Source organism: Promicromonospora sp. NPDC050880 (genome assembly GCF_044456525.1).
GTDB lineage: Bacteria > Actinomycetota > Actinomycetes > Actinomycetales > Cellulomonadaceae > Promicromonospora.
Genome location: NZ_JBITFV010000009.1, coordinates 176,912 through 202,786 on the forward strand (window position 1 = coordinate 176,912; position 25,875 = coordinate 202,786).

Below are 25,875 nucleotides of genomic sequence, written 5' to 3' on the forward strand. Positions count from 1 at the left end.
ACCGCGGAAAGCAGTGACCGGGCCCGTCCGGGCCCGGAGGTTCAGGCACCACAGCTCGACCAGGACCCGACCGACCGACAGGGGGCGAGGGGATGGACACCGAGGAGTACCGCGACCACCCGGTGCGCTCGTACGTGCTCACCTCGGGGCGGGCGCACCCGTCGCGCAACACGCTGCGACCGGAGACGCTCGTGCGCGCCGTCGAGAGCCGGCCAGTGCTCTCGACGGCGGGCCGGATGGAGCGCGAGCTCGTCCAGCTCTGCCGTGGCACGCTCGCGCTCGCCGAGGTGGCGGCATACCTGCAGCTACCCGTGAGCCTCGTGGCGGTCATGGTCTCGGACCTGGTCGACTCGGGGAACCTGACCATCCGTTCCAACCATCAAGCGCACGTCCTGCCCGGCAAGGACATCCTGGAGAAGATTCTCGATGGACTCCGCAAGCTCTGACCGCACCGCGCCCGGACAGCACCTGGCGCCGACCGTCGCACGGTCGGTCAAGGTGCTGGTCGTGGGTGCCTTCGGGGTGGGCAAGACGACGCTGATCGGCGCGGTCAGCGAGATCGACCCGTTGCGCACCGAGGAGCGCATCACCACGGCGAGCGTCGGCATCGACCCGGGGCAGCCGAACAAGGAGACGACGACGGTCGCGATGGACTTCGGTCGCATCACCGTGACCGACGACATCGCCCTGTACCTGTTCGGCACCCCGGGCCAGCGCCGTTTCTGGGACCTCTGGGCCGGTCTGGCGGACGGCGCCGTCGGCGCGCTCGTCATGATCGACACCCGCCACCTGGAGGACAGCTTCGAGGTGCTGGACCAGCTCGAGCTGCGCACCAAGATCCCGTTCGCGGTGGTGGTCAACCAGTTCCCGGACTCGCCGCACTACCCGCTGGAACGGGTCCGGGCGGCGCTGGACCTGCTGCCCGAGACGCCCATCGTGGAGTGCGACGCACGCGACCGCCAGTCCGCGGTGCTGACCCTCATCACCCTCGTCGAGCACGCGATGACCTTCCCGGTCTTCCAGAAGGTCAACGCGTGACGTTGGCCAACAGGCTGCACCAGCGGCTGGAGGACATCCCGGACCGCATGCAGCTGTCGGACATCACGAGCGCGCGCGACCCGCACAAGATCTACGAGCGGCTGCGCGAGGAGTGGGGTCCCGTCGCCCCGATGGACCTGGAGCCCGGTGTGCCCGCCTGGCTCGTGCTGGGGTACGACGAGGCCAGCAGCGTGATGCGCAACGAGCTGCTGTTCTCCCGCAACTCCCGCAACTGGCGCTACGTCCAGGAGCGTTCCCTCCCGGAGGACTCGGGCGTGTTCGCGGCGCTGGCGCCGCGGGAGAACGCGTACTTCCTGGACGGCATGCAGCAGCGCCGCCTGCGCGCGCCGCTCGACGACGCGCTCGGCGGCGTCGACGAGAAGCGCCTCGCCCGTACCGTCGCGGTGACGTGCGAGGCGATCATCGACCGGATCATGCCGCGCGGCCAGGCGGACCTCGTCGCCGACTACGCCGTCACGGTGCCCGTCATGGTCATGACCGAGATGTTCGGCATGAGCCTGTCCGACGGGAACCGCATGCACGAGCTCACCGAGGCCCTGTACGCGGGCACGGAGCAGGCCCGTGCGGCGGCCAGGGAGCAGGAGTCGCTGCTCGCGGTGCTCGTGGCGACGCACCGGGCCGAACCGGGCGAGGACCTGACCACCGCCCTGGTGAACCACCCCAACCACGCGAACGACGTCGAGGTGATGGCCTCGATCGGCGTGATGTTCAGCCTGGGGCACGACGCCGAGATCGCCTGGATCGCGAGCACCCTGCACATGATCCTGACCGACCCCGCGTTCGCGGCCCGCGTGCGCCGGGGACGGCTCGACCTGGACGACGCGCTGGACGAGGTGTCGCGACGGCACCCGCCGGCGCCGCACGTGCTGCCCCGGTTCGCGCGGCAGGACTGCGAGCTGGGCGGACGCCGGATCGCCTACGGGGACGCCCTCGTCCCCGCGGTCGCCGCGGCGAACGCGGACCGGGCCATCCGCACCGACGACCCCTGGGAGGAGCTGGGCAGCCGGTTCCACCTGACCTGGGGCGCAGGCGCGCACGCCTGCCCGGCGCACCGGATCGGCCCGCTCATCGGCCGGATCGCCGTGGAGACCCTGCTGCGGCGCATCCTCGACATGGAGCTGCGGGTGCCGGCGGAGTCGCTGCAGATGTCCGTGTCGCCGTGGTCGCGCTACCCGCGCACCCTCCCGGTCCGCTTCACCCCGCCGGACGCGGGCCCCCCACCGGAACGCTGACGGGCCGGCCCTCCCGGCCGTGATCGCCGAGACGCGGTGTCTGCGGTGAGAGCTGGTGCTGCTCCACCAGGTCTCACCGCAGACACCAGGTCTCTCGCCGTGCGTCAGGCGTCCGAGCCGACGCGGTCCTTGGTGCGGGCCGCGATGCGTTCCTTGAGGCGGGGCACCACGTTGCGGTAGACCGACGGGTCGATGGGCAGGAGCCACTGGACGGTGCGGGCCCGCTGGCTGATGTTCACGCCGGCCTCGTCGAGCGTCTCGTCGATCTGGTGCATCGAGAACGGGATGACGTTGGTGCCGCGGGCGTGCTTGCCGCCCGTGCGCTGCTCCATCCAGGCCACGCGCTCGGCCACGTGCTTGCGCCGCTCCTCGATCGGCGGCAGCTCGATGACGCCGGCGAGGTAGGCGGCGATCCAGATCGCTCCCGCCTCGGCGGACAGCGGGGAGAACAGCGACGAGTTGTACCCGGCGAAGGTCAGGTTCGGCACGCCCTCCGGCAGGATCTGGCGGTAGAGCTGGTAGTTGCCCTTGTCGTCCACGAGGCGGGCGGCCACGGCGTCGTCCAGGAAGGGCACGCGCTGGTGGAAGCCCGTGCCGCAGACCACGAGGTCGGCGGGGATGCGCCCGCCGTCGCTGAGCACCGCCACCGGCTGGTCGCCGTCGACCTCGAACCGCTGGATCTCGGTGTCCCGATGGACGGTGATGGCGCCACTGGCGACCTGCTCGTAGAAGCCGTCCGAGGAGAGCGACACGGTGCTGTTGGCGATCTCGGCGAACTCGCCGCGCGGCACGAGACCGAGCTTCTTGAGCTTGAACTGCCAGGTCGCGACGGAGCCGATGCTGGACAGCATCCCGGCACGCACCTTGTCGCCGGGACCGTGCAGGAACCGCTCCATGCCGTTGTCCAGGTCCTGGTAGCGGAACAACGCCTCACCGAACCGGGAGAGCAGCAGGTACTTCATGTTGAGCGAGTTGGCCACGCGCTTGGGCATCTTCCACAGGAGCCGCCGCGCCACGACGGTGGTGGAGGCGGCGACGGGGCCGATCTCGGCGGCGACGTCGCACGCCGACTTGCCGTACCCGACAACCACGACGTTCTTGCCCCGGGCCTCGTCCAGCGTGTTGAGCTGGCTGGAGGCGACGAGCTTGCCGCCGGCCCGCACGAGGTCCGCGTAGCCCTCGTACTGCGGGAAGACCGGGTCGGAGAAGATGCCGTTGGCGACGACCACGTGGTCGAACCGCTCGGGTGCCGAGACCGGCGCGCCGATGCGCCGGGCGGTCACCATCCAGCCGTCCTCGGCGTCGGTGAGCTCGGCGCGGACCACCTCGGTGGCCAGGCGCAGGCTCGGGCGGAGCCCGAACGTGGAGACGTACCGCTCGAGGTACGCCTGGACCTGCTCGCCCGTGGGCCACTCGGGGTAGTCGCGCGGCATGGGCAGGTCGGAGAAGGCGTACGAGTCCTTGTTGTTCTGGGTCCGCAGGCCGGTGTAACGGCGCGTCGCGCTCCAGACGCCGCCGACGTCGGGCGCCTTCTCGAAGACGGTGACGTCGTGCTCGAACTCTCGGAGGATCTTCGCGGTGGCCAGGCCTGCGAAACCGGCACCGACGACGGCAATCTTCAAGGGACCCCTGCTCTCAGTAGATTCCTGGCATTTTGCTCGAATGGTAGCGGCACCCGGACCGTGCGCGACAGGGGCCGTAGTGATGCGAATACCCAGGTCGACAGAGCTTTCGGCGCGGGCTTCGGTGCCCGCCCGGCCGGATGTCAGTGGTTCAGTCCATGATTGTGTCTGTGAGCGAGACGACAGGCATCCCGGGGACCGGCGACACGACGAGCGACGAGGCCGCCGTGCAGCGTCGGTGGGCTGAGCTGGTGGCCCGGATCGAGGAGGACCGGCGGGCGTACTACGAGAACGACTCGCCTGTGTCGTCCGACGCGGAGTACGACGTGCGGATGCGCGAGCTGGAGGCGCTGGAGGCCGCCCACCCCGCGCTGGCCAGCCCCGAGTCGCCCACGCAGAGCGTCGGCGGCGTGGCCGCGGCCGGGTTCGCCACCGTGGAGCACATCGAGCAGATGCTCTCGCTCGACAACGCGTTCAGCACCGAGGAGCTCGCGGTCTGGGCGGACCGGGTGCACCGAGACCTCGGTACCGAGCATCCCGGCCTGCTCTGCGAGGTGAAGATCGACGGGCTGGCCATCTCGCTCGTGTACGAGAACGGGCGGCTGGTACGGGGCGTCACCCGGGGCGACGGCCGGGTGGGCGAGGACGTGACGCGGAACATCCTCCGGATCGCCGCGATCCCGCAGCGGCTGTCCGGCGAGGGCCACCCCGACCTGGTCGAGGTCCGCGGTGAGGTGTTCATCCCGGTCGCGACCTTCGCGCGGCTCAACGAGCTGCAGGCCGAGCTGCGCGAGCGTGCCGTGGAGGAGGCGCGGGAGCGTTCGGGGCGGCAGGCCGGCAAGGAGTTCGACGTGGAGCGGGCCCGCGTGGCCGCGCTGCGCCGCTTCCCCCAGTTCGCCAACCCGCGCAACGCGGCGGCGGGTGGGCTGCGCCAGCTCCTGGAGAACAAGGACGGGCTGGAGCTGGAGGCGGGCATCGCCCGCGTGGAGGGCCTGCGCATGTACGCGCACGGCGTCGGCGCCCTGCAGTGGCAGGCGGGGGAGCACGAGGAGCTGGCCCGGCAGTCCGACGCGTACACCTTGTTCGAGCAGTGGGGCATCCCCGTCTCGCCGCACAACCGGGTGGTCGACGGCCTGGACGGCGCGTTGGAGATGATCGAGTACTTCCGCGAGCACCGGCACGACATCGAGCACGAGCTCGACGGGATCGTCCTCAAGGTCGACGCCCTGGAGCAGCAGCGCCGCCTGGGGTCGACCAGTCGCGCGCCGCGCTGGGCGATCGCGTTCAAGTACCCGCCGGAGGAGGTCAACACCCGGCTGCTCGCCATCCAGATCGGCGTGGGCCGCACCGGGCGCGCCACCCCGTACGCCGTGATGGAGCCGGTGCTCGTCGCGGGCTCCACGGTGCGCCAGGCCACGCTGCACAACCAGGACGTGGTGCGGGCCAAGGGCGTGCGCATCGGCGACGTCGTGGTGCTCCGCAAGGCGGGCGACGTCATCCCCGAGATCCTCGGCCCCGTGCCGGCCCTCGCCGACGACGGCTACCCGCGCGAGGACTTCGTGATGCCGGCGAACTGCCCGGAGTGCGGCACGCCGCTGCGCCCCATGAAGGAGGCCGACGTCGACCTGCGCTGCCCGAACGCGAGGTCCTGCCCGGCGCAGGTGCGCGGCCGGGTCGAGCACATCGGATCCCGCGGTGGCCTCGACATCGAGGCCCTCGGCGAGGTGACGGCGGCGGCGCTGACCCAGCCGCTTGAGCCAGCGGAACCGCCACTGCGCACGGAGAGTGGACTCTTCGACCTGACCGTCAAGCAGCTGGCCCCTATCCGAGTGGTCGTGCGCGACCCGGAGACCGGGCTGCCGCGGCCGGGTGACGGAAGAGGTGAGTCCGCCGAGGTCACCATGTCAGACGGCTCGACGATGATGGCCAAGGTAGTCCGGCCGTTCCAGAGGGTGGTCAGTCGAACCTATCCGCCGGGTTACGAGGACGCGACGCCTGCCGAACGGCGTGCCGCTGGTGTGCGCAAGGACCACCCCGTCTACGGACCGGCCAAGACTGCCGAGACCCTGCTCGACGAGCTGGAGCGCGCCAAGACGAAGGACCTGTGGCGCATGCTCGTCTCGCTGAACATCCGGCACGTCGGACCGGTCGCGGCCCGGGCGCTCGCGGGCTGGTTCGGGTCGGTGGACGCGATCGAGGCGGCCTCGGAGGAGGAGCTGGCGGCCGTCGAGGGCGTCGGTCCCGTGATCGCCGCCGAGATCAAGGCCTGGCTCGCGGTGGACTGGCACCAGGACATCCTGGCCGCATGGCGCGCGGCCGGCGTGCAGCTCGCCACCCCGGGGCACCCGGGGCCGGCGGCGATGGCCGAGGCCGACACCGAGCCGAGCGGGCCGCTGGCGGGCCTGACCGTCGTGGTGACCGGGTCGCTGGAGGACTTCACGCGCGACGGCGCCAAGGAGGCCATCATCGCGGCCGGCGGCAAGGCCTCCGGCTCGGTGTCGAAGAAGACCGACTACGTGGTGCTGGGGGAGAACGCGGGCTCCAAGGCGGCCAAGGCCGAGGCCCTGGAGATCCCGACCCTCGACGAGGACGGCTTCAAGCTGCTGCTGGAGGGCGGGCCGGCAGCGCTGGCAGGCAGCACGGAGCAGGCCACGGAGCAGACCACGGAGCAGACCGCGGAGTAGGCCCGAAGCACGTCACGGACACCACGTTCGGCGCCCAGGTCCCCTCGGACCGGGCGCCGATCTGCTGCCGTGTAACGCTGAGCATCTGACAACTTTTGCTTGACGAGCGACAAAAGTCCCCTTAGGTTGCTAGCCGCAAGGTCAATGCCGACCGAGGAGACCTCATGCCACAACGTGGAACCACGACCCTCACGCGACAGGCGGCCGCAGGCGCGACCGCCGTCGCACTGACAGCGGTGATGCTGTCGGGAGCCGTCCCCGCCGCGACGGCGGCGGACGACCTGCCGCCGCAGGAGCCGGGGGTGACGCTGCGGACCTATGACCTGGCGCGCGACCTGAGCGAGCTGTGCACGCTCCGCTCGGGTCAGACACCGAACGTCGACCAGCTCAAGCCCACCATCGACTACTCGACCGAGGCAGACTTCGGGATGGGCGAGCGCTTCATCGCGCACGCGCTGGCCAACCTGGACGTCCCGGCCGCCGGCAACTACGAGTTCCGGCTCACCAGCGACGACGGCTCACGCCTGGTCATCGACGACGCGGTGGTCATCGACCACGACGGCCTGCACGAGGCGACGTCCAAGGAGGGCACCGTCGCGCTCGACGCGGGGTACCACGACCTGCGCGTCGAGTACTTCGACAACACCAACGACAACATCCTCAAGCTCGAGTGGCGGACGCCGGGTACCAGCGACTTCGTCGTCGTGCCGTCCAGCGTTCTGAGCACCGAGGCCGGCGTCGTGCGCGTGACCGCGCCGGGCACCAAGTACTGCGAAGGTCAGGACGACAGCGCCGGCGACGGCATGCGCCTCGACTCGGTCTACCCGGGCTACACGCTCACCGACCTGCGCCCCGACGGGTTCGAGCCCATGGTCGCCGCGCTCGACTGGACCGACGACGACCGTCTTGCCGTGGTCACCTCCGGTTCGGTGAGTCCGGGCGGCTGGGTCGAGAACCCTGAGCCGGGTGAGGTGTTCCTGCTCGACAACGTGACCGGCGAGACGTCCAAGGACCAGGTCACCTACGAGAAGGTCGCCACCGACCTGTTCAACCCGATGGGCGTGGCCGTCATCGGCGACTCGATCTACGTGTCCGAGCGGGACGGGCTCACCGAGCTCACCGACCCGGACGGCGACGGCTTCTACGACAACCACCGCACGGTGGCGCAGTGGCCCTTCGGCGGCAACTTCCACGAGTTCGCGTTCGGTCTGCTGCACGACCGGAAGTACTTCTACGTGAACCTGTCGGTCGCCATCAACAACGGTGGTGCCACCACGGACCCGCAGCCGGCCGAGAACCGGGGCACGGCCATCCGGATCGACCGCCGCACCGGCGAGGTCGAGTACGTGGCCGGCGGCCTGCGCACGCCGAACGGCATGGTCAAGGGCCCCGACGGCGAGCTGTTCGTGATGGACAACCAGGGCGCGTGGCTGCCCAGCTCCAAGCTCGTGCACATCGAGCAGGGCAAGTTCTTCAACCACTTCACCAACCCGGCCGGCCCGTACGACGACCAGCCCGTCTCCGCCCCGGCGCTCTGGGTGCCGCAGAACGAGATCGGCAACTCGCCGAGTGCCCCGGTGCAACTCGAGGAGGGCCCGTACGCGGGCCAGCTCGTGTTCGGCGACGTCACCTACGGCGGTCTGCAGCGCGGCTTCCTCGAGAAGGTCGACGGCGAGTACCAGGGCGCCGTCTTCCGCCACTCGGCCGGTCTGGAGGCGGGCGTGAACCGCACCGTCGTCGGCCCCGACGGCGCCCTGTACGTGGGCGGCATCGGCGAGGGCGGCAACTGGAGCGAGCCCGGCAAGCTGCGCTACGGCCTGCAGAAGCTCACGCCCAACGGCGAGGACGCATTCGACATGACCGAGATGCGGGTCACGAAGAAGGGCTTCGAGGTCGAGTACACGCAGCCGCTGTCGCAGGAGACGGTGGACAAGATCGCCGAGAACCCGAACGCGGCGTTCCGGCTGGACCACTGGCGTTACGTGCCCACGCGCGCCTACGGCGGCCCGAAGGTCGACGAGCAGCAGCTCTTCGTCTCGGGTGCCACGGTCTCCCGGGACCGCACGAAGGTCACGCTCACCGTGGACGGGCGCCAGCCCGGCTACGTGGTGCACCTGCGCAGCCCGCGCCCGTTCGCGGACACCGAGGGCCGGGAGCTCTGGAACACGGAGGCCTGGTACACCCTCAACGCGATCCCCGGGTACAAGGCCCCGGCCGGCTTCCAGGAGGCGGAGGAGGCGACGCTCCGCGGCAGCGCGAACGTGGCCAACGAGCACAACGGCTACTCCGGTTCCGGGTTCGCGGCGGGCTTCACCGAGGTGGGCGCCTCGGCGACCTTCACCACCACCGTCAAGCGCGCGGGCACCCAGCCGGTGAGCCTGCGCTACTCCAACGGGCCCAACCCGTTCCAGGGCACCAAGACGGTGTCGGTGCTCGTCAACGGCGAGGAGGTCGAGCCGTGGGCGCTCGAGTCCACGGGTGACTGGAAGACCTGGGCGACGGCGACCCGGTCGCTCGACCTGCGCAAGGGCGTCAACACCATCACCCTGCGGTACGACGCGGACGACGACGGCAACGTCAACCTCGACCTCCTCAAGGTCGGCGGCGGGGCCGACATCTGCGAGCCGAAGCGGTACGAGCGGGGCTACACCGCGCTGTTCGACGGCACGCTGGCCTCGCTGGACGGCTGGAACATGGCCGGCCCGGGCTCGTTCGGCCGCCAGGCCGACTGCACGATCCGCGGGGCCGGTGGCATGGGTCTGCTCTGGCACTCCACGGAGCTGACCGAGTACAGCCTGAAGCTCGACTGGAAGCTCAAGAAGGACGACAACGGTGGTGTCTTCGTCGGCTTCCCGGACCCGGGCAACGACCCGTGGGTCGCCGTCAACCAGGGGTACGAGATCCAGATCGACGCCACCGACCTGCCGGACCGCACCACGGGTGCGATCTACACCTTCCAGGGCGCGGACCCGGAGGTCGTGGAGCGGGCGCTGAAGCCGGTCGGGTCCTGGAACTCGTACGAGATCCGCGTCCAGGGGCAGACGATCAAGGTCTTCCTCAACGGCGAGCTGGTGAACGACTTCGTCAGCACCGACCCCGCGCGTGACCTCAGCCAGGGGTTCATCGGGCTCCAGAACCACGGTCAGGGCGAGGCGGTCAGCTACCGCGACGTCCGGGTCAAGGACCTGAGCTAGGTCCCCGCACGGCAGACGCTCAGGTCACGCGGGTGACCTGAGCGTCTGTCGCGTGCGCGGGGTGGGTCAGGCGACCAGGCGGTCCACCGCCTCGGCGGAGAGGGCCTGGTCCACCGCCATGGCGCTCGCGCCCAGGACGCCGGCCTGCGTGCCGGTGCGGGCGGTCACGATGCGCAGGTGCTGCGTCGCCAGGGGCAGGGAGCGCTGGTAGACCACCTCGCGGATGCCGGCCACGATGTGCTCGCCGGCGTCGGCGAGGATGCCGCCGATGACGATCATCGACGGGTTGAGCAGGCTGACGCTCGTGGCGAGCACGGCGCCGATGTCCCGGCCCGCCTGGCGCACGGCCTGGCTCGCGGCGACGTCGCCGGCGCGCACCATGGCCACGACGTCGGCGGGGGTGGTGGCGCCCTCCAGCCGGTTCGCGACGGCCAGCCCGCTCGCGATGGCCTCCAGGCACCCGACGTTGCCGCAGCGGCACACCACGTCGGTGACGCCGGGCACCGCGACGTGCCCGATGTCGCCCGCGGAGCCCTGCGCCCCGCGCCGCAGCGCGCCGTCGGCGATGATCCCGGCGCCGATGCCGGTGGCGACCTTGACGAACAGCAGGTCGGCGACGTCGGGCCAGGCGGCCCGGTGCTCACCGAGGGCCATGATGTTCACGTCGTTGTCGACGAGCACCGGCGCGTCGAACCGAGCCCCCAGGATCGCGGGGACGTCGGCGTCGTCCCAGCCGGGCATGATCGGCGGGTTGTTGGGCCGGCCGGTCGCGTGCTCCACCGGCCCGGGCAGGCCCACGCCGACACCGGCGAGCTCGCCGGCCGACCGTCCGGCCTCGCGCAGCAGCTCCGTGCCGGCCTCGGCCACGCGGTCGAGCACCGGTCCGGGCCCGTCGGTGATCAGCAGGGGCATCTCGCGGTGCGCGAGCACGGTGGAGGCGAGGTCGGTGACGGCCAGCCGGGCGTGCGTCGCGCCGAGGTCCACACCCAGCACCACCTGCGCGGACGGCGCGAACGCGAAGGTCGCGGGCGGGCGTCCGCCGGTCGACGTCGCCTCGCCCGCCGGGGCGATGAGGCCCGCCGCCATGAGCAGGTCGATGCGCGCCGCCACCGTCGACCGGGCCTGTCCCGTGACGGCGGCCAGGTCAGCCCGCGTGCGGGGCCGCCCGTCACGCAGAAGCTGGAACATGTCACCCGCTCCAGAGACCTTCGGTGCTTGCTGAACCACGTCCCGTGCCACTTCCACCATGCCTCTAGTGAATCATGGCCAACGAAGTCGCGACTTTTGCTTGACGGTCGGCAAAAGTCCCTCTACGTTCGATACATGGTCGACGCAGACCCCCAACCGACAGAGCAGCCGGCACCTCAGACGGCACGGCAGCCCCTGCTGCAGATGCGTGGCATCGTGAAGCACTTCCCCGGCGCGCGGGCGCTCGACGGCGTGGACCTGGAGGTCCGCCCCGGCGAGGTGCACTGCCTGCTGGGCCAGAACGGGGCGGGCAAGTCCACCCTGATCAAGACCCTGGCCGGTGCCCACCAGCCGACGGCGGGCGAGATCCTGCTCGACGGGACCCCCGTCACGATCTCCGACCCCGTCGCGGCCCTCCGGCTCGGCATCGCGACGATCTACCAGGAGCTGGACGTCGTCGACGGCCTGACCGTCGCCGAGAACATCTATCTCGGGCACGAGCTCGCGAGCGGCGGCGTCACGCGCCGGTCCGAGGCGGCCCGGAACACCCGCAAGCTTCTCGACCGGCTCGGCCACCACGAGATCTCGCCGAACCGCGAGGTGGGCAGCCTGCCCGCCGCGGGCAAGCAGATCGTGCAGCTCGCCCGGGCGCTGTCGCGCGACGCGCGCGTGGTCATCATGGACGAGCCGTCCGCGGTGCTGGACTCCGAGGAGGTCGGCAACCTCCACCGCATCGTCCGTGAGCTCACGGCCGACGGTGTGGCCGTCGTCTACATCTCGCACCGGCTGGAGGAGATCCGTCAGCTCGGCGACCGGATCACCGTGCTCAAGGACGGTCGCACCGTCGCGGAGAGCCTGGTGGTGGCGGACACCCCGACCGACGACCTGATCAAGCTCATGACGGGCCGCTCGGTCGAGTACGCGTTCCCCGAGCGCCCGGGCGTCCCGCAGGACGCCGAGCCGGTGCTCGAGGTCGAGGGACTCGCGCTCGGCGCCGTCTTCTCCGACGTGTCCCTCACCGTTCGCGCCGGCGAGATCGTCGGTCTGGCGGGTCTGGTGGGATCGGGCCGGTCCGAGATCCTGGAGACGATCTACGGCGCCCGCCGGGCGACGTCGGGCACCGTGCGCGTGGGCGGCAAGCGCCTGCGCGGCGGGGTGGACTCCGCCGTGGCCGCGGGCATCGGCCTGTGCCCCGAGGAGCGCAAGAGCCAGGGCCTGCTCCTGGACGAGCCCGTCTACCGCAACATCACCCTGTCCACCTTCGCGCGCATCGCCCGCGGAGGTCTGCTCGACGAGGGCGCCGAGCGCGCCGCGGCGCGGGAGCAGGTCGAGGCCCTCGACCTGCGACCCGCGTCCGTGGACCGCAACGCCCGCACGCTGTCCGGCGGCAACCAGCAGAAGGCGCTGCTGGCCCGCTGGCTCGTGCACGGCTGCCGCGTGCTCCTGCTCGACGAGCCCACGCGCGGCGTCGACGTCGGCGCGCGTGCCGAGATCTACACCCTGATCCGCCGCCTGGCCGACGACGGTGCCGCCGTGATCGTCGTGTCCAGCGAGATCCCCGAGGTGCTCGGCCTGGCGGACCGGGTACTGGTCATCTCCGACGGCCAGGCCGTGCACGAGAGCCCGGCCCACGAAATCGACGAGCACGCCGTGCTCGACCTGGTCATGGAAGGAAGTGTGGCGTGAGCCAACGATCGGCCCTCATGGGTCCGGCCCTGCGGATGGGCGGCCTCGTGCTCGCCCTGGTCCTGCTCGTGGTCGTGGGCATCGCGACCGGTGGTGAGCGGTTCTGGAGCACCGGCAACCTCATCACCGTCCTGAGCCTCGCGGCGGTGACCGGTGTGGTGAGCATCGGCATGACGTTCGTCATCACCTCCGGTGGCATCGACCTGTCGGTCGGCGCCGTCGTCGGGCTGGCCTCCGTCTGGGCCTCGACGCTGTCGACCCAGTACATGGCGGAGGACTACGGGTGGTGGGTCGTCCCGGTGACGGCGCTGGCCGTCGGTCTGGTGGCCGGCCTGATCAACGGCCTGCTGGTGGCCTACGGCAAGATGCCTGCGTTCATGGCGACGCTGGCGATGCTGGCCGCCGCCCGCGGGCTCGCGGAGATCATCGCCGGGCGCCGGACCCAGGTCATCCAGTACGTGGACCCGTTCCTCGACGTCTTCCAGTCGCGGCCGCTCGGCGTGCCCACGATCGTGTGGATCTTCGTCGTGGTCGCCGCCGCCGGCTGGTTCCTGCTGAACCGCACCACGTTCGGCCGCCGCACCGTCGCCGTGGGCGGCAACCCGGAGGCGTCGCGCCTGGCCGGCATCAAGATCAAGCGGCACACCCTGTACCTCTACGGGCTCGCCGGCCTGACCGCGGGCATCGGCGCGGTGATCCTCCTGGCCCGGACCACCGCCGGCTCCTCGACGCACGGCACGCTGCTGGAGCTGGACGTCATCGCGGCGGTCGTCGTCGGCGGCACGCTCCTGGCCGGCGGCCGCGGCACCATCATGGGCACCGTCCTGGGCGTCCTCATCTTCTCGACGCTCACCAACGTCTTCGTCCTCAACAACCTCGACAGCTCGGTCCAGGCGATCGCCAAGGGCGCGATCATCGTGGGCGCCGTGCTGCTGCAGCAGTGGTTCGCGTCGCGCGAGAAGGTGACGAGCACGTGACCCTGCGCGACACCCCGTCCGAGACAACCCAGCAGTTCCACCCAGGATCAAGGGAGATCACCATGTCCTCGTCCATCGTCCGTCCGCGCCGCGTCGCCGGCGCCGTGGCCGCCACGGCCTGCGCCGCACTGCTCCTGGCGGGCTGCGTGAGCAACGAGCCCCGCGAGACCGAGGAGGACGCCGCGACCGGTCCGGTCGCCGTCACCGAGAACGACGAGCCCGGCGACGAGGTCGTCATCGGGTTCTCCGCCCCCGCCGCCGACCACGGCTGGATGGGTGCCATCACCACCGCGGCCCGCGCCGAGGCGGAGAAGTACGAGGACGTCGACCTCCGGGTCGCCGAGGGCACCAACGACGTGAACGTCCAGATCAGTCAGATCGAGGGCTTCATCAACGACGGCGTCGACGCCATCGTGCTGCTCCCGTTCGACGGCGCCGCGCTGACCGACGTCGCGCTGGAGGCCATGGAGGCCGGCATCCCGGTCATCAACGTGGACCGCGAGTTCACCAGCCCGTTCGCCGCCCGCGCCACGGTGCTGGGCGACAACTACGGCATGGGCGTGAGCGCCGGCACCTACATCTGCGAGCAGCTCGGCGACAACCCGGACGCCGTCGTCGCCGAGATCGCGGGCATCGACTCGCTGCCGCTGACCCAGGACCGCAGCCAGGGCTTCGCGGACGCCCTCGAGGACTGCGGGCTCGACGTCGACGCCCGCGTCGCGGCCGAGTTCACGGTCGAGTCCGGCGAGGAGCAGACGGCGAACCTGCTGTCCGCCGAGCCGCAGATCGACGCCATCTGGAACCACGACGACGACCAGGGCATCGGCGTGCTGGCGGCCATCGAGAACGCCGGCCGCGACGAGTTCTTCCTGGTCGGCGGTGCCGGGTCCAACAACATGATGGAGAAGATCCAGGACCCGGAGAGCGTCGTCAAGGCGACCGTCATCTACCCGTCCACGCAGGCGGCCGACGGCGTCAAGCTCGCCCGCCTGATCGCCCAGAACAAGAACGTGAGCGACCTCGCCTCGATCGGCGTGCCGCGCACCGTCCAGCTCTTCGCGCCCGTCGTCACGGCGGACAACGTCGAGGAGTACCTGCCCATCGGCTTCGACTCCTGACGCTGTGACTCATCGGGACGACGCCCGTCCGGGCGTGCTGCACGACAGTGGGACAACAGTGGGGGGAGGCGCGGTATGAGCAGTGAGAAGAACGAGCTCGGCGTCGGCATGGTCGGCTACGCGTTCATGGGGGCGGCACACTCGCAGGCCTGGCGCACGGCGCCGCGGTTCTTCGACCTGGCCCTGGCGCCGCGCATGCGCGCGGTGGCGGGCCGGGACGAGGCCGCGGTCCGTGCGGCGGCCGGCCGGCTGGGCTGGGACGAGGCCGTGGTCGGCTGGCAGGGCCTGCTGACCCGGGACGACATCGGACTGGTCGACGTGTGCACGCCGGGCGACACGCACGCGGAGATCGCGGTGGCCGCACTGGAGGCGGGCAAGCACGTGCTGTGCGAGAAGCCGCTGGCCAACAGCGTGGCCGAGGCGGAGACGATGGTGGCGGCCGCGGAGGCCGCCGCCGAGCGGGGCGTGCGCGCGATGGTGGGGTTCACCTACCGGCGCGTGCCCGCCATCGCGCTGGCCCGGCAGCTCGTCGAGCAGGGGCGGATCGGTCAGGTGCGGCACGTGCGCGCGCAGTACCTGCAGGACTGGATCGCCGACCCGCAGGCGCCGATGTCGTGGCGGCTCGACAAGCAGAAGGCGGGTTCCGGTGCGCTGGGCGACATCGGCGCCCACGTGGTGGACCTCGCGCAGTACATCACCGGCGAGTCGCTCACGGGCGTGAGCGGGCTGCTGGAGACGTTCGTGCACGAGCGTCCGGAGGCCGCGGCGTCGTCCGGCCTGTCGGGGGTGGCCGACACCGGCCGCACCGGCAAGGTCACCGTGGACGACGCCGCGGTGTTCCTCGGCCGGCTGTCCGGCGGCGGGCTGGCGACCTTCGAGGCGACCCGGTTCGCCTGGGGCCGCAAGAACGCGATCCGGCTGGAGGTCAACGGCTCGGAGGGCTCGCTGGCCTTCGACTTCGAGGACATGAACCTGCTGCACTTCTTCGACGCCACCGACGAGGCGGCGACGGCGGGGTTCCGGCGGATCGTGGTCACCGAGCCGGAGCACCCCTACGGCGGGGCGTGGTGGCCGCCGGGGCACGGGCTCGGGTACGAGCACGCGTTCACGCACCAGGTCGTCGACCTGATCGGCGACCTGGCCGCGGGCAAGCAGCCGACGCCGTCGTTCGCCGACGGGCTCGGGGTCCAGCGGGTGCTGGACGCCGTGGAGCGCAGCGCGGCCGGCGGAGGGGGTTGGGTGTCCCTGGTCTGAGCTGTGGCGGGCGCCCGGCCGGGGTAGGCCGGGCGCCCGCGGGCGGAGCGGGACCGGCCCGGGCCACGTGTCCGGGCCGGCCTCCCGGTCCCCGGCAGTACCGCACGAGAACGACCGCACGAGAAGTACCGCACCGCACTAGTACTGACCCGACTCGATGAGGAGCCATAGGTGAGAAACGTGCAACGAACCCGCCGCATCCTGCGGTCCGCGGTCGCGGCAGCCGCCGTGACCGCGCTCGGCGTCCCGGCCGCTCTGGCCGCGGCCGCCGCACCACCCACCACGTCCCGGGCCGTCCCGGCCGAGGTCGCCGCCGCACCTGCCGACGCGGTCGCCGACGAGGTGGCGGAACCCTTCGACGCCCTGGTCTTCTCCAAGACCGCGGGCTTCCGGCACGGCTCCATCCCGGCCGGCATCGAGGCGATCACCCAGCTCGGCGCCGCCAACGACTTCACCGTCACCGCCACGGAGGACGCGAGCGTCTTCTCCGACGAGGGCCTGGCCGGCTACGAGGTGGTCGTCTTCCTGTCCACGACGGGCGACGTGCTCAACGGTGACCAGCAGGCAGCGTTCGAGCGGTACATCCAGGGTGGCGGCGGCTACGCGGGTATCCACGCGGCGTCCGACACGGAGTACGACTGGCCCTGGTACGGCGAGCTCGTGGGTGCCTACTTCAACAGCCATCCCGCCAACCAGGACGCGACGATCGACGTGGAGGACCACGCCCACGCGTCCACGGCGCACCTGCCCGACCGGTGGGACCGGTACGACGAGTGGTACAACTTCCGGTCCAACCCGCGCGGTGACGTGCACGTCCTGGCCAGCCTCGACGAGGACAGCTACGACCCCGGCGGCGGCGCGATGGGTGCCGACCACCCGACGGCCTGGTGCCAGACCTACGACGGCGGCCGGTCCTGGTACACGGGCGGCGGGCACACCAACGAGTCGTACGCGGAGCCGGCCTTCCTGCAGCACCTGCTGGGCGGCATCCAGACCGCGGCGGGCGTCGTCGACTCGGACTGCAACGCCACGCAGGACTCGAGCTACGAGACGGTGCCGCTGGACGAGAACACGGCCAACCCGATGATGCTCGACGTCGCTCCGGACGGAACCGTTTTCTACGTCGAGCGCGACGGCCGGGTGCAGGTGATCTCGCCGGAGACCGACCTGACGACCACCGCCGTGACCCTGGACGTGACGCTCGCGAACGAGGACGGCCTGACCGGCATCGTGCTCGACCCCGGTTTCGCCACCAACCACTGGGTCTACCTGTACTGGTCGCCCGAGGACGTGGGCGGCGACGGCCCGCACAACCGGGTCTCGCGGTTCACCTACGACCCGGCCACGGGCACCATCGACCCCGCCAGCGAGATCGCCGTCCTGAAGGTGACCACGCAGCGTGACCGGTGCTGCCACGCGGGCGGCGACATGCAGTTCGACTCCGCGGGCAACCTGGTGCTGGTCACGGGCGACAACACCGACCCGTTCGAGTCGAGCGGGTTCGCCCCCATCGACGAGCGGTCCGGGCGGGAGGCCTTCGACGCGCAGCGCACGGCCGCCAACACCAACGACCTGCGCGGCAAGGTGCTGCGCATCCACCCGGAGCCGGACGGTACGTACACGATCCCCGAGGGCAACATGTTCGCCCCCGGTACCGCGCAGACCCGGCCCGAGATCTTCGCGATGGGCTTCCGCAACCCCTTCCGCATCGGCATCGACCCGGAGACCGACAACGTGCTCGTCGCCGACTACGGTCCCGACGCCGGGACCGCCGACCCGGCCCGCGGCCCGGCCGGCGTCGTGGAGTGGAACGTGGTGAGCGACCCGGGCTTCTACGGCTGGCCGTACTGCACGGGCGCGAGCACGCCGTACGTCGACTACGACTTCGCCACCGGCACGTCCGGCGCGGCGTTCGACTGCGCGGGCGGCGTCGTCAACGACTCGCCGAACAACACCGGGCTCGCCCAGCTCCCGCCCGCCCAGGAGGCCGAGATCTGGTACGGCTACGGCGGCAACCCGGACTTCCCCGAGATCGGGGGCGGCGGCGCGCCGATGGGCGGCCCGGTCTACGAGTTCGACCCCGAGCTCGACTCCGACGTCAAGTGGCCCGCCTACTGGGACGGCAAGGCGTTCCTGGGGGAGTGGAACCAGGGCAAGGTCTACTCGCTCCAGCTCACGGGCGAGCAGCGCGACGACCTCGTCGACATCAACCGCGTGCTGCCCGGGCTCCTGGACCCCGCGGCGGGCTTCGACCGGGCCATGGACATGGACTTCGGCCCGGACGGCGCCCTCTACGTGATCGACTGGGGCAGCGGCTTCGGCGGCAACAACGACACCAGCGGCGTCTACCGGGTGGCCTACACCCAGGGCGACCGCACGCCGATCGCGCAGGCGTCCGCCGACGTCACGGACGGCCACGCGCCGCTCGCCGTGCAGTTCTCCTCCGACGGCACGCGGCACCCGGCCGGCGAGCCGATCACGCTGCACTGGGACTTCGGGGACGGCACCACGTCCGACGAGGCGGACCCGGCCCACACCTACACCGAGAACGGCTCCTACACCGCGCAGCTCACGGCGACGGACGCGAGCGGTGCGACCGGCGTCGCGAACGTGAACGTCGTGGTCGGCAACGACGCGCCGACGGTCACCCTCACCGTCCCGGACGACGGCGGGCTCTTCGCCTGGGGCGACCGGGTGCGCTACGAGGTCGACGTCGACGACCCCGACGGCACCGTGGACTGCGCCGACGTCACCCTGTACACCTCGCTGGGCCACGACTCGCACTCGCACCCCATCGAGGAGCTCACCGGCTGCACCGGCGTGCTGCAGACCGCGGCGGACGACGGGCACGGCGCCGACGCGAACATGTTCTGGACGCTGGAGGCCACCTACACCGACGACGGCGGCGAGGTGGGCGTCCCGCTGACCGCCAACGACCTCCAGGTGCTGCAGCCCAAGCGCCTCCAGGCCGAGTACTTCACCGACACCGGCCGGCTGCCCGGCTCGACGAGCAGCGGTGACCCCGGCGTGCAGCGCGAGGGCACGGGCGACAGCGCGGGCGGCGGCCAGAACATCGGGTACATCGAGCCCGACGACTGGTGGGCGTACGCACCGATCTCGCTGACGAACATCGACGCGGTCACGCTGCGCGCGGCCTCGCCGAGCGGCGGCGGACCGATCTCGGTGCGGTGGAACGCACCGGACGGGCCGGAGATCGGCAGCGTGTCCGTCCCGGCCACCGGTGACTGGCAGGTCTACACCGACGTCACCGCGACGCTGCACGACGTCCCGGCCGGCACCGGCACGCTCTACTTCGTGCAGACGGCCGGCCAGTCGAACGTCAACTGGCTCGACTTCGTGGGCGACGGGGTCGCGTACCTCCCGTCGTCGCCCGCCGTCGACGTCGTGCAGCCCACCTGCGACGCGGGCGGGGCGATCGTGCCGCGCGCCGTCGAGGGCGTGCGGTCCTACCGGATCACCACATGGGACGGGAGGAAGGCAGGCCGCCCGGTCGCGAGCTCGAACGACCTGGACCCGGGCCGCTACCTGGTGACCGCGCGCGCCGAGCGCGGGACCGAGCTGGTGCTGCGCGGGGACTGGACCGACGGGCCGCGGGACGAGGCACGGCTCGTCGTGACGCTCGACGAGCCCGACTGCACCTGATACGCGTGGTGCGGGGTGGGCGGCGCCGCCCGCCCCGCACCACGGGACCTGGTACCAACGACGGAGGAAAAGATGGCACGACCGATCACCCTGTTCACCGGCCAGTGGGCCGACCTGCCGCTCGAGGAGGTGGCACGTCTCGCGTCCGAGTGGGGCTACGACGGCCTGGAGCTCGCCTGCTGGGGCGACCACCTGGACCCCTGGCGGTGGGACGACGACGAGTACGTCGCCGGCCGCCTCGAGCTGCTGGAGCGGCACGGCCTGAAGGTGTGGGCGATCTCGAACCACCTCAAGGGCCAGGCCGTCTGCGACGACCCGATCGACCAGCGCCACCGGGACATCGTCTCGGACCGCGTCTGGGGCGACGGCGACCCCGAGGGCGTGCGGCAGCGCGCCGCCGAGGAGATGAAGAACACCGCCCGCCTGGCGGCGAAGCTCGGCGTCAAGACCGTCATCGGGTTCACCGGGTCCGCGATCTGGAAGTACGTGGCGATGTTCCCGCCGGTCTCCGACGCCGCGATCGAGGCCGGCTACCAGGACTTCGCCGACCGCTGGAACCCGATCCTCGACGTGTTCGACGAGGTAGGCGTGAAGTTCGCGCACGAGGTGCACCCCAGCGAGATCGCCTACGACTACTGGACCACCGTGCGGACCCTCGAGGCGATCGGCCACCGCGAGGCGTTCGGCCTGAACTGGGACCCGAGCCACATGGTGTGGCAGGACCTGGACCCGGTCAGCTTCCTGTGGGACTTCAAGGACCGGATCTACCACGTGGACTGCAAGGACACGAAGAAGCGCATGACGAACGGCCGCAACGGCCGCATGGGCTCGCACCTGCCGTGGGCCGACCCGCGCCGCGGCTGGGACTTCGTGTCGACCGGGCACGGCGACGTCCCGTGGGAGGACGCCTTCCGCATGCTCAACACGATCGGCTACGACGGCCCGATCTCCGTGGAGTGGGAGGACGCCGGCATGGACCGCCTGGTCGGTGCGCCGGAGGCCCTCCAGTTCGTGCGCTCCCACGCGTACGACGCGCCGGACTCCGCGTTCGACGCCGCCTTCTCGACCCGCTGACGGCCACGGGCCGCTGACAGGGAGGTACGTCAGGGAACCAACCAGCACCACCCGGCGTCGCCGCGCGACGCCGACCCCGCATGAAGACCGGGCCCCGGACGAATGGGATGCGCACGAGGCCCGGCCGGCGTGACGAACTCGACGAGGAGCTGCATCACGTATGAAGACTATCCAGGCTCGCGCGCGTGCGCGGCGAAAGACGGTCGCGGCGTTCGCCGCGACCGCCCTGGTCGGCACGGCTCTGCTGGCCACCCCGGCGTCCGCCCACGACGGGCACGAGGACGCAGCCGCCACGGCGGCGGACACCGACTGGGGGAACTACGAGAAGATCCTGCTCACCAAGGACGTCGGTGAGCCGATCGACATGGCGGTGCTGCCCGACCAGCGTGTGCTGCACACCGCCCGGAACGGCGACGTCCGCCTGACCGACCCGGCCACGGGCGTCACGCGGGTCGTCAACACCCTGGACGTGTACGCCAACTCGGAGGACGGCCTGCAGGGCATCGCCCTGGCCCCCGACTTCGAGGAGAGCAACCAGGTCTACCTCGTGTACGCGCCGCGGGACGCCGACGGCGACGGCGCGGCGGACACCCCGGCCGGCAACGCGCCCAACACGCTCCCCGCGGGCGAGGACGAGAGCTACTGGGACCAGTGGGTGGGCGTCAACCGCCTGGCCCGCTACACCTGGACCGGCGACGCGCTCGACCTCGACTCGGAGCAGCCGATCCTCGACATCGAGGTGCAGCGCGGCCAGTGCTGCCACGTCGGCGCCGACATCGACTTCGACGGCGAGGGCAACCTCTACCTGTCGACCGGTGACAACACCCCGGCCGGCACACCGGGCGCCAACGGCTACGCCCCGAACAACGACGCCCCGAACATGAACCCGGGCTTCGACTCGCGGCGCGGCGCGGGCAACACCAACGACCTGCGGGGCAAGATCCTGCGGATCGACGTGAAGGACGAGATCCCCGCCGGCACCGCGCCGGGCCAGGGCAGCACCTACGACATCCCCGCGGGCAACCTGTTCGCCCCCGGCACCGAGGGCACGCGTCCCGAGATCTTCGTGATGGGCGTGCGCAACCCGTTCCGTATCGAGGTGGACCCGGAGACCAACTCCCTGACCTGGGGCGACTACGGGCCCGACGCCGGTGCGGCGAACGCGGACCGCGGCCCCATGGGCTACGTGGAGTGGAACGCGGTGGGGCTCGACGACCCGCACAACGCGGGCTGGCCGTACTGCCACGGGCCGAACGCCGCCTACAACGAGTGGAACTTCGAGACGGCGACGCCGCGTGAGTTCTTCGACTGCGCGGCACCCGTCAACAACTCCCGGTGGAACACGGGCCTGACGAACCTGCCCCCGTCGCGGGCGGCCACCCTGTACTACGGCGACCAGCCGGGCCAGCAGCCGCGGGACGAGCTCGTCAGCTTCGGCTCGGGCAGCGGCCAGGCGCCGATGGGCGGCCCGGTCTACCACTACGACGCCGACAGCACGGCGCCCGGCAAGCTCCCGGAGTACTGGGACGGCAAGGCCTTCTTCGGCGAGTTCTCCCAGGACTACTACGCCGCGTTCAGCGTGGACTGGTCCACGTTCGAGGTGGGCGAGATCGAGGACTTCTTCCCCAACTCGGCGCTCACCGCCGCGGGCATGCCGATCAACGACAACCCGATCGACCTGGAGTTCGGCCCGGACGGCTCGCTGTACGTCCTGGAGTACGGCGACGGGTTCTTCCGCCAGAACCCGGACTCCGGGCTCTACCGGATCGACTACGCCGAGGGCAACAAGGCGCCGCAGGCGCAGTTCACGGCCACGCCGGAGTCGTCCGCGTCCGCGCCCGTCGAGGTCACGTTCGACGCGTCGGGCTCCAGCGACCCGGACGGCGACGCGCTCACCTACGAGTGGGACGTCGACGGCGACGGCACCTTCGACCTGACCGGGCCGGAGGTCACGCACACCTACACCGAGCTCGGCGTCTACACCGCACGCCTGCGGGTCACCGACGGCAGCGGCAAGCGCACGCTCACCTCGACGTCGATCAGCGTCGGCAACGAGGCGCCCGAGGTGACCGTCGACCTCCCGGCCGACGGCGGGTTCTTCGACTGGGGCGACGAGGTCGCCTTCCAGGTGACCACCAACGACGCCGAGGACGGCACCGAGACCGTCTGCGAGCGGGTCGCCTGGTCCTACGGGCTCGGCCACGACGAGCACGCCCACCCCGAGGTCTCCGGCACGGGCTGCACCGGCGTGTTCCCGACCGACCCCAACTCCCCGGAGCACGGCGAGGGCGCGCACCTGTACGGCGCCGTCGTCATCACCTACACCGACAACGGGGCCAACGGCCTGCCGCCGGCTGCCGGTGAGGCCACGCTGCGCCTGAACCCGAAGCTGCAGGAGGCCGAGCACGGTGAGGTCACCGGCGCCGAGGTGGTCCAGGACGAGGCGGCCTCGGCCGGCGCCTACGTGGCCGGCCTGGGCAAGCGGGACTCCGTCGCCCTCGACCGGGTCAGCCTGGCCGGCATCGACAGCGCGACCGCGACGGTGCGTGGCAAGGGCACGCTCCAGCTCCGCTGGGACTCGCCCACGGCCAAGCCGTTCGCGACGGCGAAGGTGACCGCGGGCACGTGGCGTGACCTCGGCCTGTCGTTCGGTGACCGGTCCGCCACGGGGACGCTCTACGTCACCGCGACCGGCAGCCTCGACCTCGACGCGATCACCATGGTGGGTGAGGGCGTCGGGACGCCGCCGGCCGCCGCACAAGACTCGACCGGCCCGACCGGGGCCGCTCGGACCGAAGGAGAGCAGTGATGGAATCACGCACTGACGTCAACCGCAGGAACTTCCTGAGGCTGGCCGGCGGCACCGTGGCCGTGGGTGCGGCGACGCTGGCCGGAGCCGGCCTCGCAGGCAGCGCCGCCGCCTCGACCCTCGCCTCCACGACGGCGACCGCGACGGAGACCGCCCGCCGCGGCCGGGTGCTCGTGCCCGCCGGTCACATCGGCATCCAGCTGTACTCGATCAGGGACAAGGTGTCCTCGCTCGGCTTCCGTACCGTGTTCGAGCGGCTGGCCGACATGGGGTACGCGGAGATCGAGTTCGCCGGGTACACCCAGGGACAGGTCGGCGCGATCACGCCCGAGGAGATCAGGCAGCTCCTGGACGACAACGGCCTGCGGGCCGTCGGGTCGCACCGCGGCATCGCCGACTTCGCGAACAACATGGAGCGCGAGCTCGACATCGCCGAGATCCTCGGCATGGAGCACGTGGGCACCGCGCAGGCGCCCACCAACAACCGCACGGTCGCGGGCTACCTCGCCGCGGCCGAGCAGTTCAACGGCTTCGGGGAGGCCGCTGCCGCCCGCGGCCTGAAGTTCTACCAGCACAACCACGACGGCGAGTTCGGCTTCGCCACCGACAACCCCGACGTGCGCCTCTACGACGTCTTCTACGACAACACCGACCCGAGGAAGGTCTTCCTCGAGATGGACGTCTACTGGGCGTTCGTGGGGCAGCACCGCTACCCGGGCTTCGAGCCGGTGGACTACGTCAAGCGCGACCCGCACCGCTACCCGCTGCTGCACCTCAAGGACGGCGACGCGAACCCGGCCAACACCGGGGGCTACGACATCGTGGAGTTCGGCGCCGGCGACCTGCCCTACACCGAGTTCCTGTCGGCGCTCGCGGGCTCCGGCCGACGGCACGGCATCTGGGAGCAGGACAACGCCGCCACGGTGGCCGCGCCCGGCTACCCGGTCGACTCCTTCGGCAACGCCGAGCGGTCGTACGTCGAGATCCGCTCGCTGCGCGCGAAGGACTGCTGAGCCGGACCGGACGACATGAGTGCGGTGTGGCCGGCGCCCTGCGGCGCCGGCCACACCGCACCGCGGCGGGCCTGGGTCAGGACCCGGCGCGCACGAGCACGACGTCGTCGTGCTCCACGCCGCCCACCACGTAGGTGCGTCTGCCGACCACCTCGAAGCCGCTCTTGCGGTAGAAGGCCTGCGCGCGCTGGTTCAGCGCGTTGGTGCCGAGCCAGAGCGGCAGCCCGGGCCCGAGCTGCGCGGCGGCCGCCACGGCACCCCGCATGAGCGCGCTCGCGACACCGCCGCCGAGGACGTCGGGGTGGACGTAGATCTTGGACAGCTCGACGTACGGCGCCTCCTGCCCGGTCGCATCGCGAACCACCCCTGCCTCCGTCGCCCCGTCCGGCGTGCCGAGCACCAGGAGCGCGTAACCGAGCAGCCGGGTGCCGTCGTCGTGCACCAGCAGGGCGTGGCGATCGCTGCCCGCCCACGCACGGAAGTGCGCAGGCGTGAGCTTGCGGGCGATGTGCGCGGCCGTGTCCGACGGCGTGGTCCCGGGCGGGCACGCGAGCGGGAACGTGAGCGCAGCGAGCCACGCGGCCTCGGCCGCGTCGTCGACGGTCGCGCGGCGGACGACGCCGGGCGGTGCCGCCTGTCGTACGTCGCCGGACGCCGGGTCCGGGGAGGTCGGGGCGGGCTCAGATGTCACGACACGAACGTAGTACGAGGCTGTGACACCCGGCCTGCGGGACGACACGGCGCGGTGGACCGGAAAATGCGGGTGGGGCGCCGGGCAACGAACGGCCTGGGGGAGGTGCGCGGGCCGTGCATGCGGGTCGCCGCCAGTGGCCCCCGTCACAAGCACTCTCCCAGCGCGGCCCATGGACTGTTCAAAGCGTCGCTGACCTGCGGAAACGCAGTGTGCCGCAGGCCACCACAGCCGAGTTGGCGCGTACGCAGGATCGTGTGTAATGTTCTCCAGGTCAGCCCGACGGGCAGACGGACACGGGGCCCGCAAGGGACCGAGTGGCCGCGCCGGGGCTGAAACCCACCGAGCAGGATCAAGGAACTTTGTGTTCCCCTCGTTCGGTGAGTCGCCGAATTCGGCAGGCAGGTGCGATTCCTTCCAGTTCTGAGAACGGAAGCGAATTTGATCGGCCGAAAGAATCTGGTAAGTTAGAGGAACTGCCCCGGGCAGGGAAACGGTCGGAAGATTGTGGCTCTGACGGTGTGCGTCGGTTGTTTGAGAACTCAACAGTGTGCTTGATAGTCAATGCCAATTATTTGACTCTCTTGTTTCGGATCGTGCTGCTGGATGGT

General features: G+C 71.2%; 17 protein-coding genes. 14 read left to right on the top strand and 3 right to left on the bottom strand.

Going from position 1 to position 25,875, the window contains the following annotated elements; genetic code table 11:
* Positions 1-92: 92 nt before the first annotated feature.
* From ACIBBF_RS16295 to ACIBBF_RS16305, 3 genes are read left to right on the top strand one after another with little or no spacing between them, the layout of a single operon-like run.
* On the top strand, positions 93-446 hold the full coding sequence (locus tag ACIBBF_RS16295; RefSeq protein WP_119142763.1) for a DUF742 domain-containing protein: 354 nt from the start codon (positions 93-95) through the stop codon (positions 444-446).
* A 55-nt stretch (positions 447-501) separates the two neighbouring features.
* Positions 502-1,038 (top strand): GTP-binding protein, encoded by a 537-nt coding sequence (locus tag ACIBBF_RS16300; protein ID WP_397415203.1) that lies wholly within the window; start codon positions 502-504, stop codon positions 1,036-1,038.
* Complete coding sequence (locus tag ACIBBF_RS16305) at positions 1,035-2,291, top strand: cytochrome P450 (protein WP_397415154.1); 1,257 nt, start codon at positions 1,035-1,037, stop codon at positions 2,289-2,291. Before ACIBBF_RS16300 ends, ACIBBF_RS16305 begins: the two co-directional genes overlap by 4 nt.
* Positions 2,292-2,395: 104 nt before the next feature.
* On the opposite strand, the gene ACIBBF_RS16310 is transcribed toward ACIBBF_RS16305, so the two are convergent.
* Positions 2,396-3,913 (bottom strand): flavin-containing monooxygenase, encoded by a 1,518-nt coding sequence (locus tag ACIBBF_RS16310; RefSeq protein WP_397415156.1) that lies wholly within the window; start codon positions 3,911-3,913, stop codon positions 2,396-2,398.
* Positions 3,914-4,071: 158 nt separating this feature from the next.
* Here ACIBBF_RS16310 and ligA point away from each other — a divergent pair, with 158 nt between their 5' ends.
* Entirely contained in the window at positions 4,072-6,597 is a 2,526-nt protein-coding gene (ligA, locus tag ACIBBF_RS16315) for an NAD-dependent DNA ligase LigA (RefSeq protein ID WP_397415158.1), read from the top strand.
* 164 nt (positions 6,598-6,761) lie between these two features.
* Complete coding sequence (locus ACIBBF_RS16320; protein WP_397415161.1) at positions 6,762-9,791, top strand: family 16 glycoside hydrolase; 3,030 nt, start codon at positions 6,762-6,764, stop codon at positions 9,789-9,791.
* A gap of 66 nt (positions 9,792-9,857) precedes the next feature.
* Here the strand turns inward: ACIBBF_RS16320 and ACIBBF_RS16325 are convergent, their stop codons facing one another.
* Positions 9,858-10,979, bottom strand: a complete 1,122-nt coding sequence (locus ACIBBF_RS16325; protein ID WP_397415164.1) for an ROK family protein — start codon at positions 10,977-10,979, stop codon at positions 9,858-9,860.
* 135 nt (positions 10,980-11,114) lie between these two features.
* Between ACIBBF_RS16325 and ACIBBF_RS16330 the strand changes: the two genes are divergently transcribed.
* The 8 genes from ACIBBF_RS16330 (at position 11,115) to ACIBBF_RS16365 (ending at position 24,573) form a co-directional block, all read left to right on the top strand.
* Positions 11,115-12,665, top strand: coding sequence for a sugar ABC transporter ATP-binding protein (locus ACIBBF_RS16330; protein ID WP_397415167.1), 1,551 nt, complete (start codon positions 11,115-11,117; stop codon positions 12,663-12,665).
* Between the two features lie 17 nt (positions 12,666-12,682).
* Entirely contained in the window at positions 12,683-13,642 is a 960-nt protein-coding gene (locus ACIBBF_RS16335; protein WP_397415205.1) for an ABC transporter permease, read from the top strand.
* Positions 13,643-13,704: 62 nt separating this feature from the next.
* Positions 13,705-14,760 (top strand): substrate-binding domain-containing protein, encoded by a 1,056-nt coding sequence (locus tag ACIBBF_RS16340; protein WP_397415169.1) that lies wholly within the window; start codon positions 13,705-13,707, stop codon positions 14,758-14,760.
* A 75-nt stretch (positions 14,761-14,835) separates the two neighbouring features.
* Positions 14,836-16,014: a Gfo/Idh/MocA family protein gene (locus ACIBBF_RS16345; RefSeq protein WP_397415171.1), complete on the top strand. Its 1,179-nt coding sequence runs from the start codon at positions 14,836-14,838 to the stop codon at positions 16,012-16,014.
* 180 nt (positions 16,015-16,194) lie between these two features.
* A complete protein-coding gene (locus ACIBBF_RS16350; RefSeq protein ID WP_397415173.1) occupies positions 16,195-19,677 on the top strand; it encodes a ThuA domain-containing protein in 3,483 nt (1,160 codons plus the stop codon).
* Between the two features lie 72 nt (positions 19,678-19,749).
* Positions 19,750-20,751: a sugar phosphate isomerase/epimerase family protein gene (locus ACIBBF_RS16355; RefSeq protein ID WP_397415175.1), complete on the top strand. Its 1,002-nt coding sequence runs from the start codon at positions 19,750-19,752 to the stop codon at positions 20,749-20,751.
* A 160-nt stretch (positions 20,752-20,911) separates the two neighbouring features.
* Complete coding sequence (locus ACIBBF_RS16360; protein ID WP_397415178.1) at positions 20,912-23,560, top strand: PQQ-dependent sugar dehydrogenase; 2,649 nt, start codon at positions 20,912-20,914, stop codon at positions 23,558-23,560.
* Positions 23,560-24,573, top strand: coding sequence for a sugar phosphate isomerase/epimerase family protein (locus ACIBBF_RS16365; RefSeq protein WP_397415180.1), 1,014 nt, complete (start codon positions 23,560-23,562; stop codon positions 24,571-24,573). The genes ACIBBF_RS16360 and ACIBBF_RS16365 overlap by 1 nt, the downstream gene beginning before the upstream one ends.
* 76 nt (positions 24,574-24,649) lie before the next feature.
* On the opposite strand, the gene ACIBBF_RS16370 is transcribed toward ACIBBF_RS16365, so the two are convergent.
* A complete protein-coding gene (locus tag ACIBBF_RS16370) occupies positions 24,650-25,264 on the bottom strand; it encodes a GNAT family N-acetyltransferase (RefSeq protein ID WP_397415182.1) in 615 nt (204 codons plus the stop codon).
* A 380-nt stretch (positions 25,265-25,644) separates the two neighbouring features.
* Between ACIBBF_RS16370 and ACIBBF_RS16375 the strand changes: the two genes are divergently transcribed.
* The coding region (locus ACIBBF_RS16375; protein ID WP_397415185.1) for a hypothetical protein at positions 25,645-25,875 on the top strand (231 nt) is incomplete at its 3' end.

Bases quoted from the DNA above. Each gene is read 5' to 3' on its own strand.
- ACIBBF_RS16355 (WP_397415175.1), top strand. From the start codon at position 19,750: ATGGCACGACCGATCACCCTGTTCACCGGCCAGTGGGCCGACCTGCCG.
- ACIBBF_RS16295 (WP_119142763.1), top strand. From the start codon at position 93: ATGGACACCGAGGAGTACCGCGACCACCCGGTGCGCTCGTACGTGCTC.
- ACIBBF_RS16340 (WP_397415169.1), top strand. From the start codon at position 13,705: ATGTCCTCGTCCATCGTCCGTCCGCGCCGCGTCGCCGGCGCCGTGGCC.
- ACIBBF_RS16320 (WP_397415161.1), top strand. From the start codon at position 6,762: ATGCCACAACGTGGAACCACGACCCTCACGCGACAGGCGGCCGCAGGC.
- ACIBBF_RS16365 (WP_397415180.1), top strand. From the start codon at position 23,560: ATGGAATCACGCACTGACGTCAACCGCAGGAACTTCCTGAGGCTGGCC.
- ACIBBF_RS16335 (WP_397415205.1), top strand. From the start codon at position 12,683: ATGGGTCCGGCCCTGCGGATGGGCGGCCTCGTGCTCGCCCTGGTCCTG.
- ACIBBF_RS16325 (WP_397415164.1), bottom strand. From the start codon at position 10,979: ATGTTCCAGCTTCTGCGTGACGGGCGGCCCCGCACGCGGGCTGACCTG.
- ACIBBF_RS16360 (WP_397415178.1), top strand. From the start codon at position 20,912: ATGAAGACTATCCAGGCTCGCGCGCGTGCGCGGCGAAAGACGGTCGCG.
- ACIBBF_RS16345 (WP_397415171.1), top strand. From the start codon at position 14,836: ATGAGCAGTGAGAAGAACGAGCTCGGCGTCGGCATGGTCGGCTACGCG.
- ligA (WP_397415158.1), top strand. From the start codon at position 4,072: ATGATTGTGTCTGTGAGCGAGACGACAGGCATCCCGGGGACCGGCGAC.
- ACIBBF_RS16330 (WP_397415167.1), top strand. From the start codon at position 11,115: ATGGTCGACGCAGACCCCCAACCGACAGAGCAGCCGGCACCTCAGACG.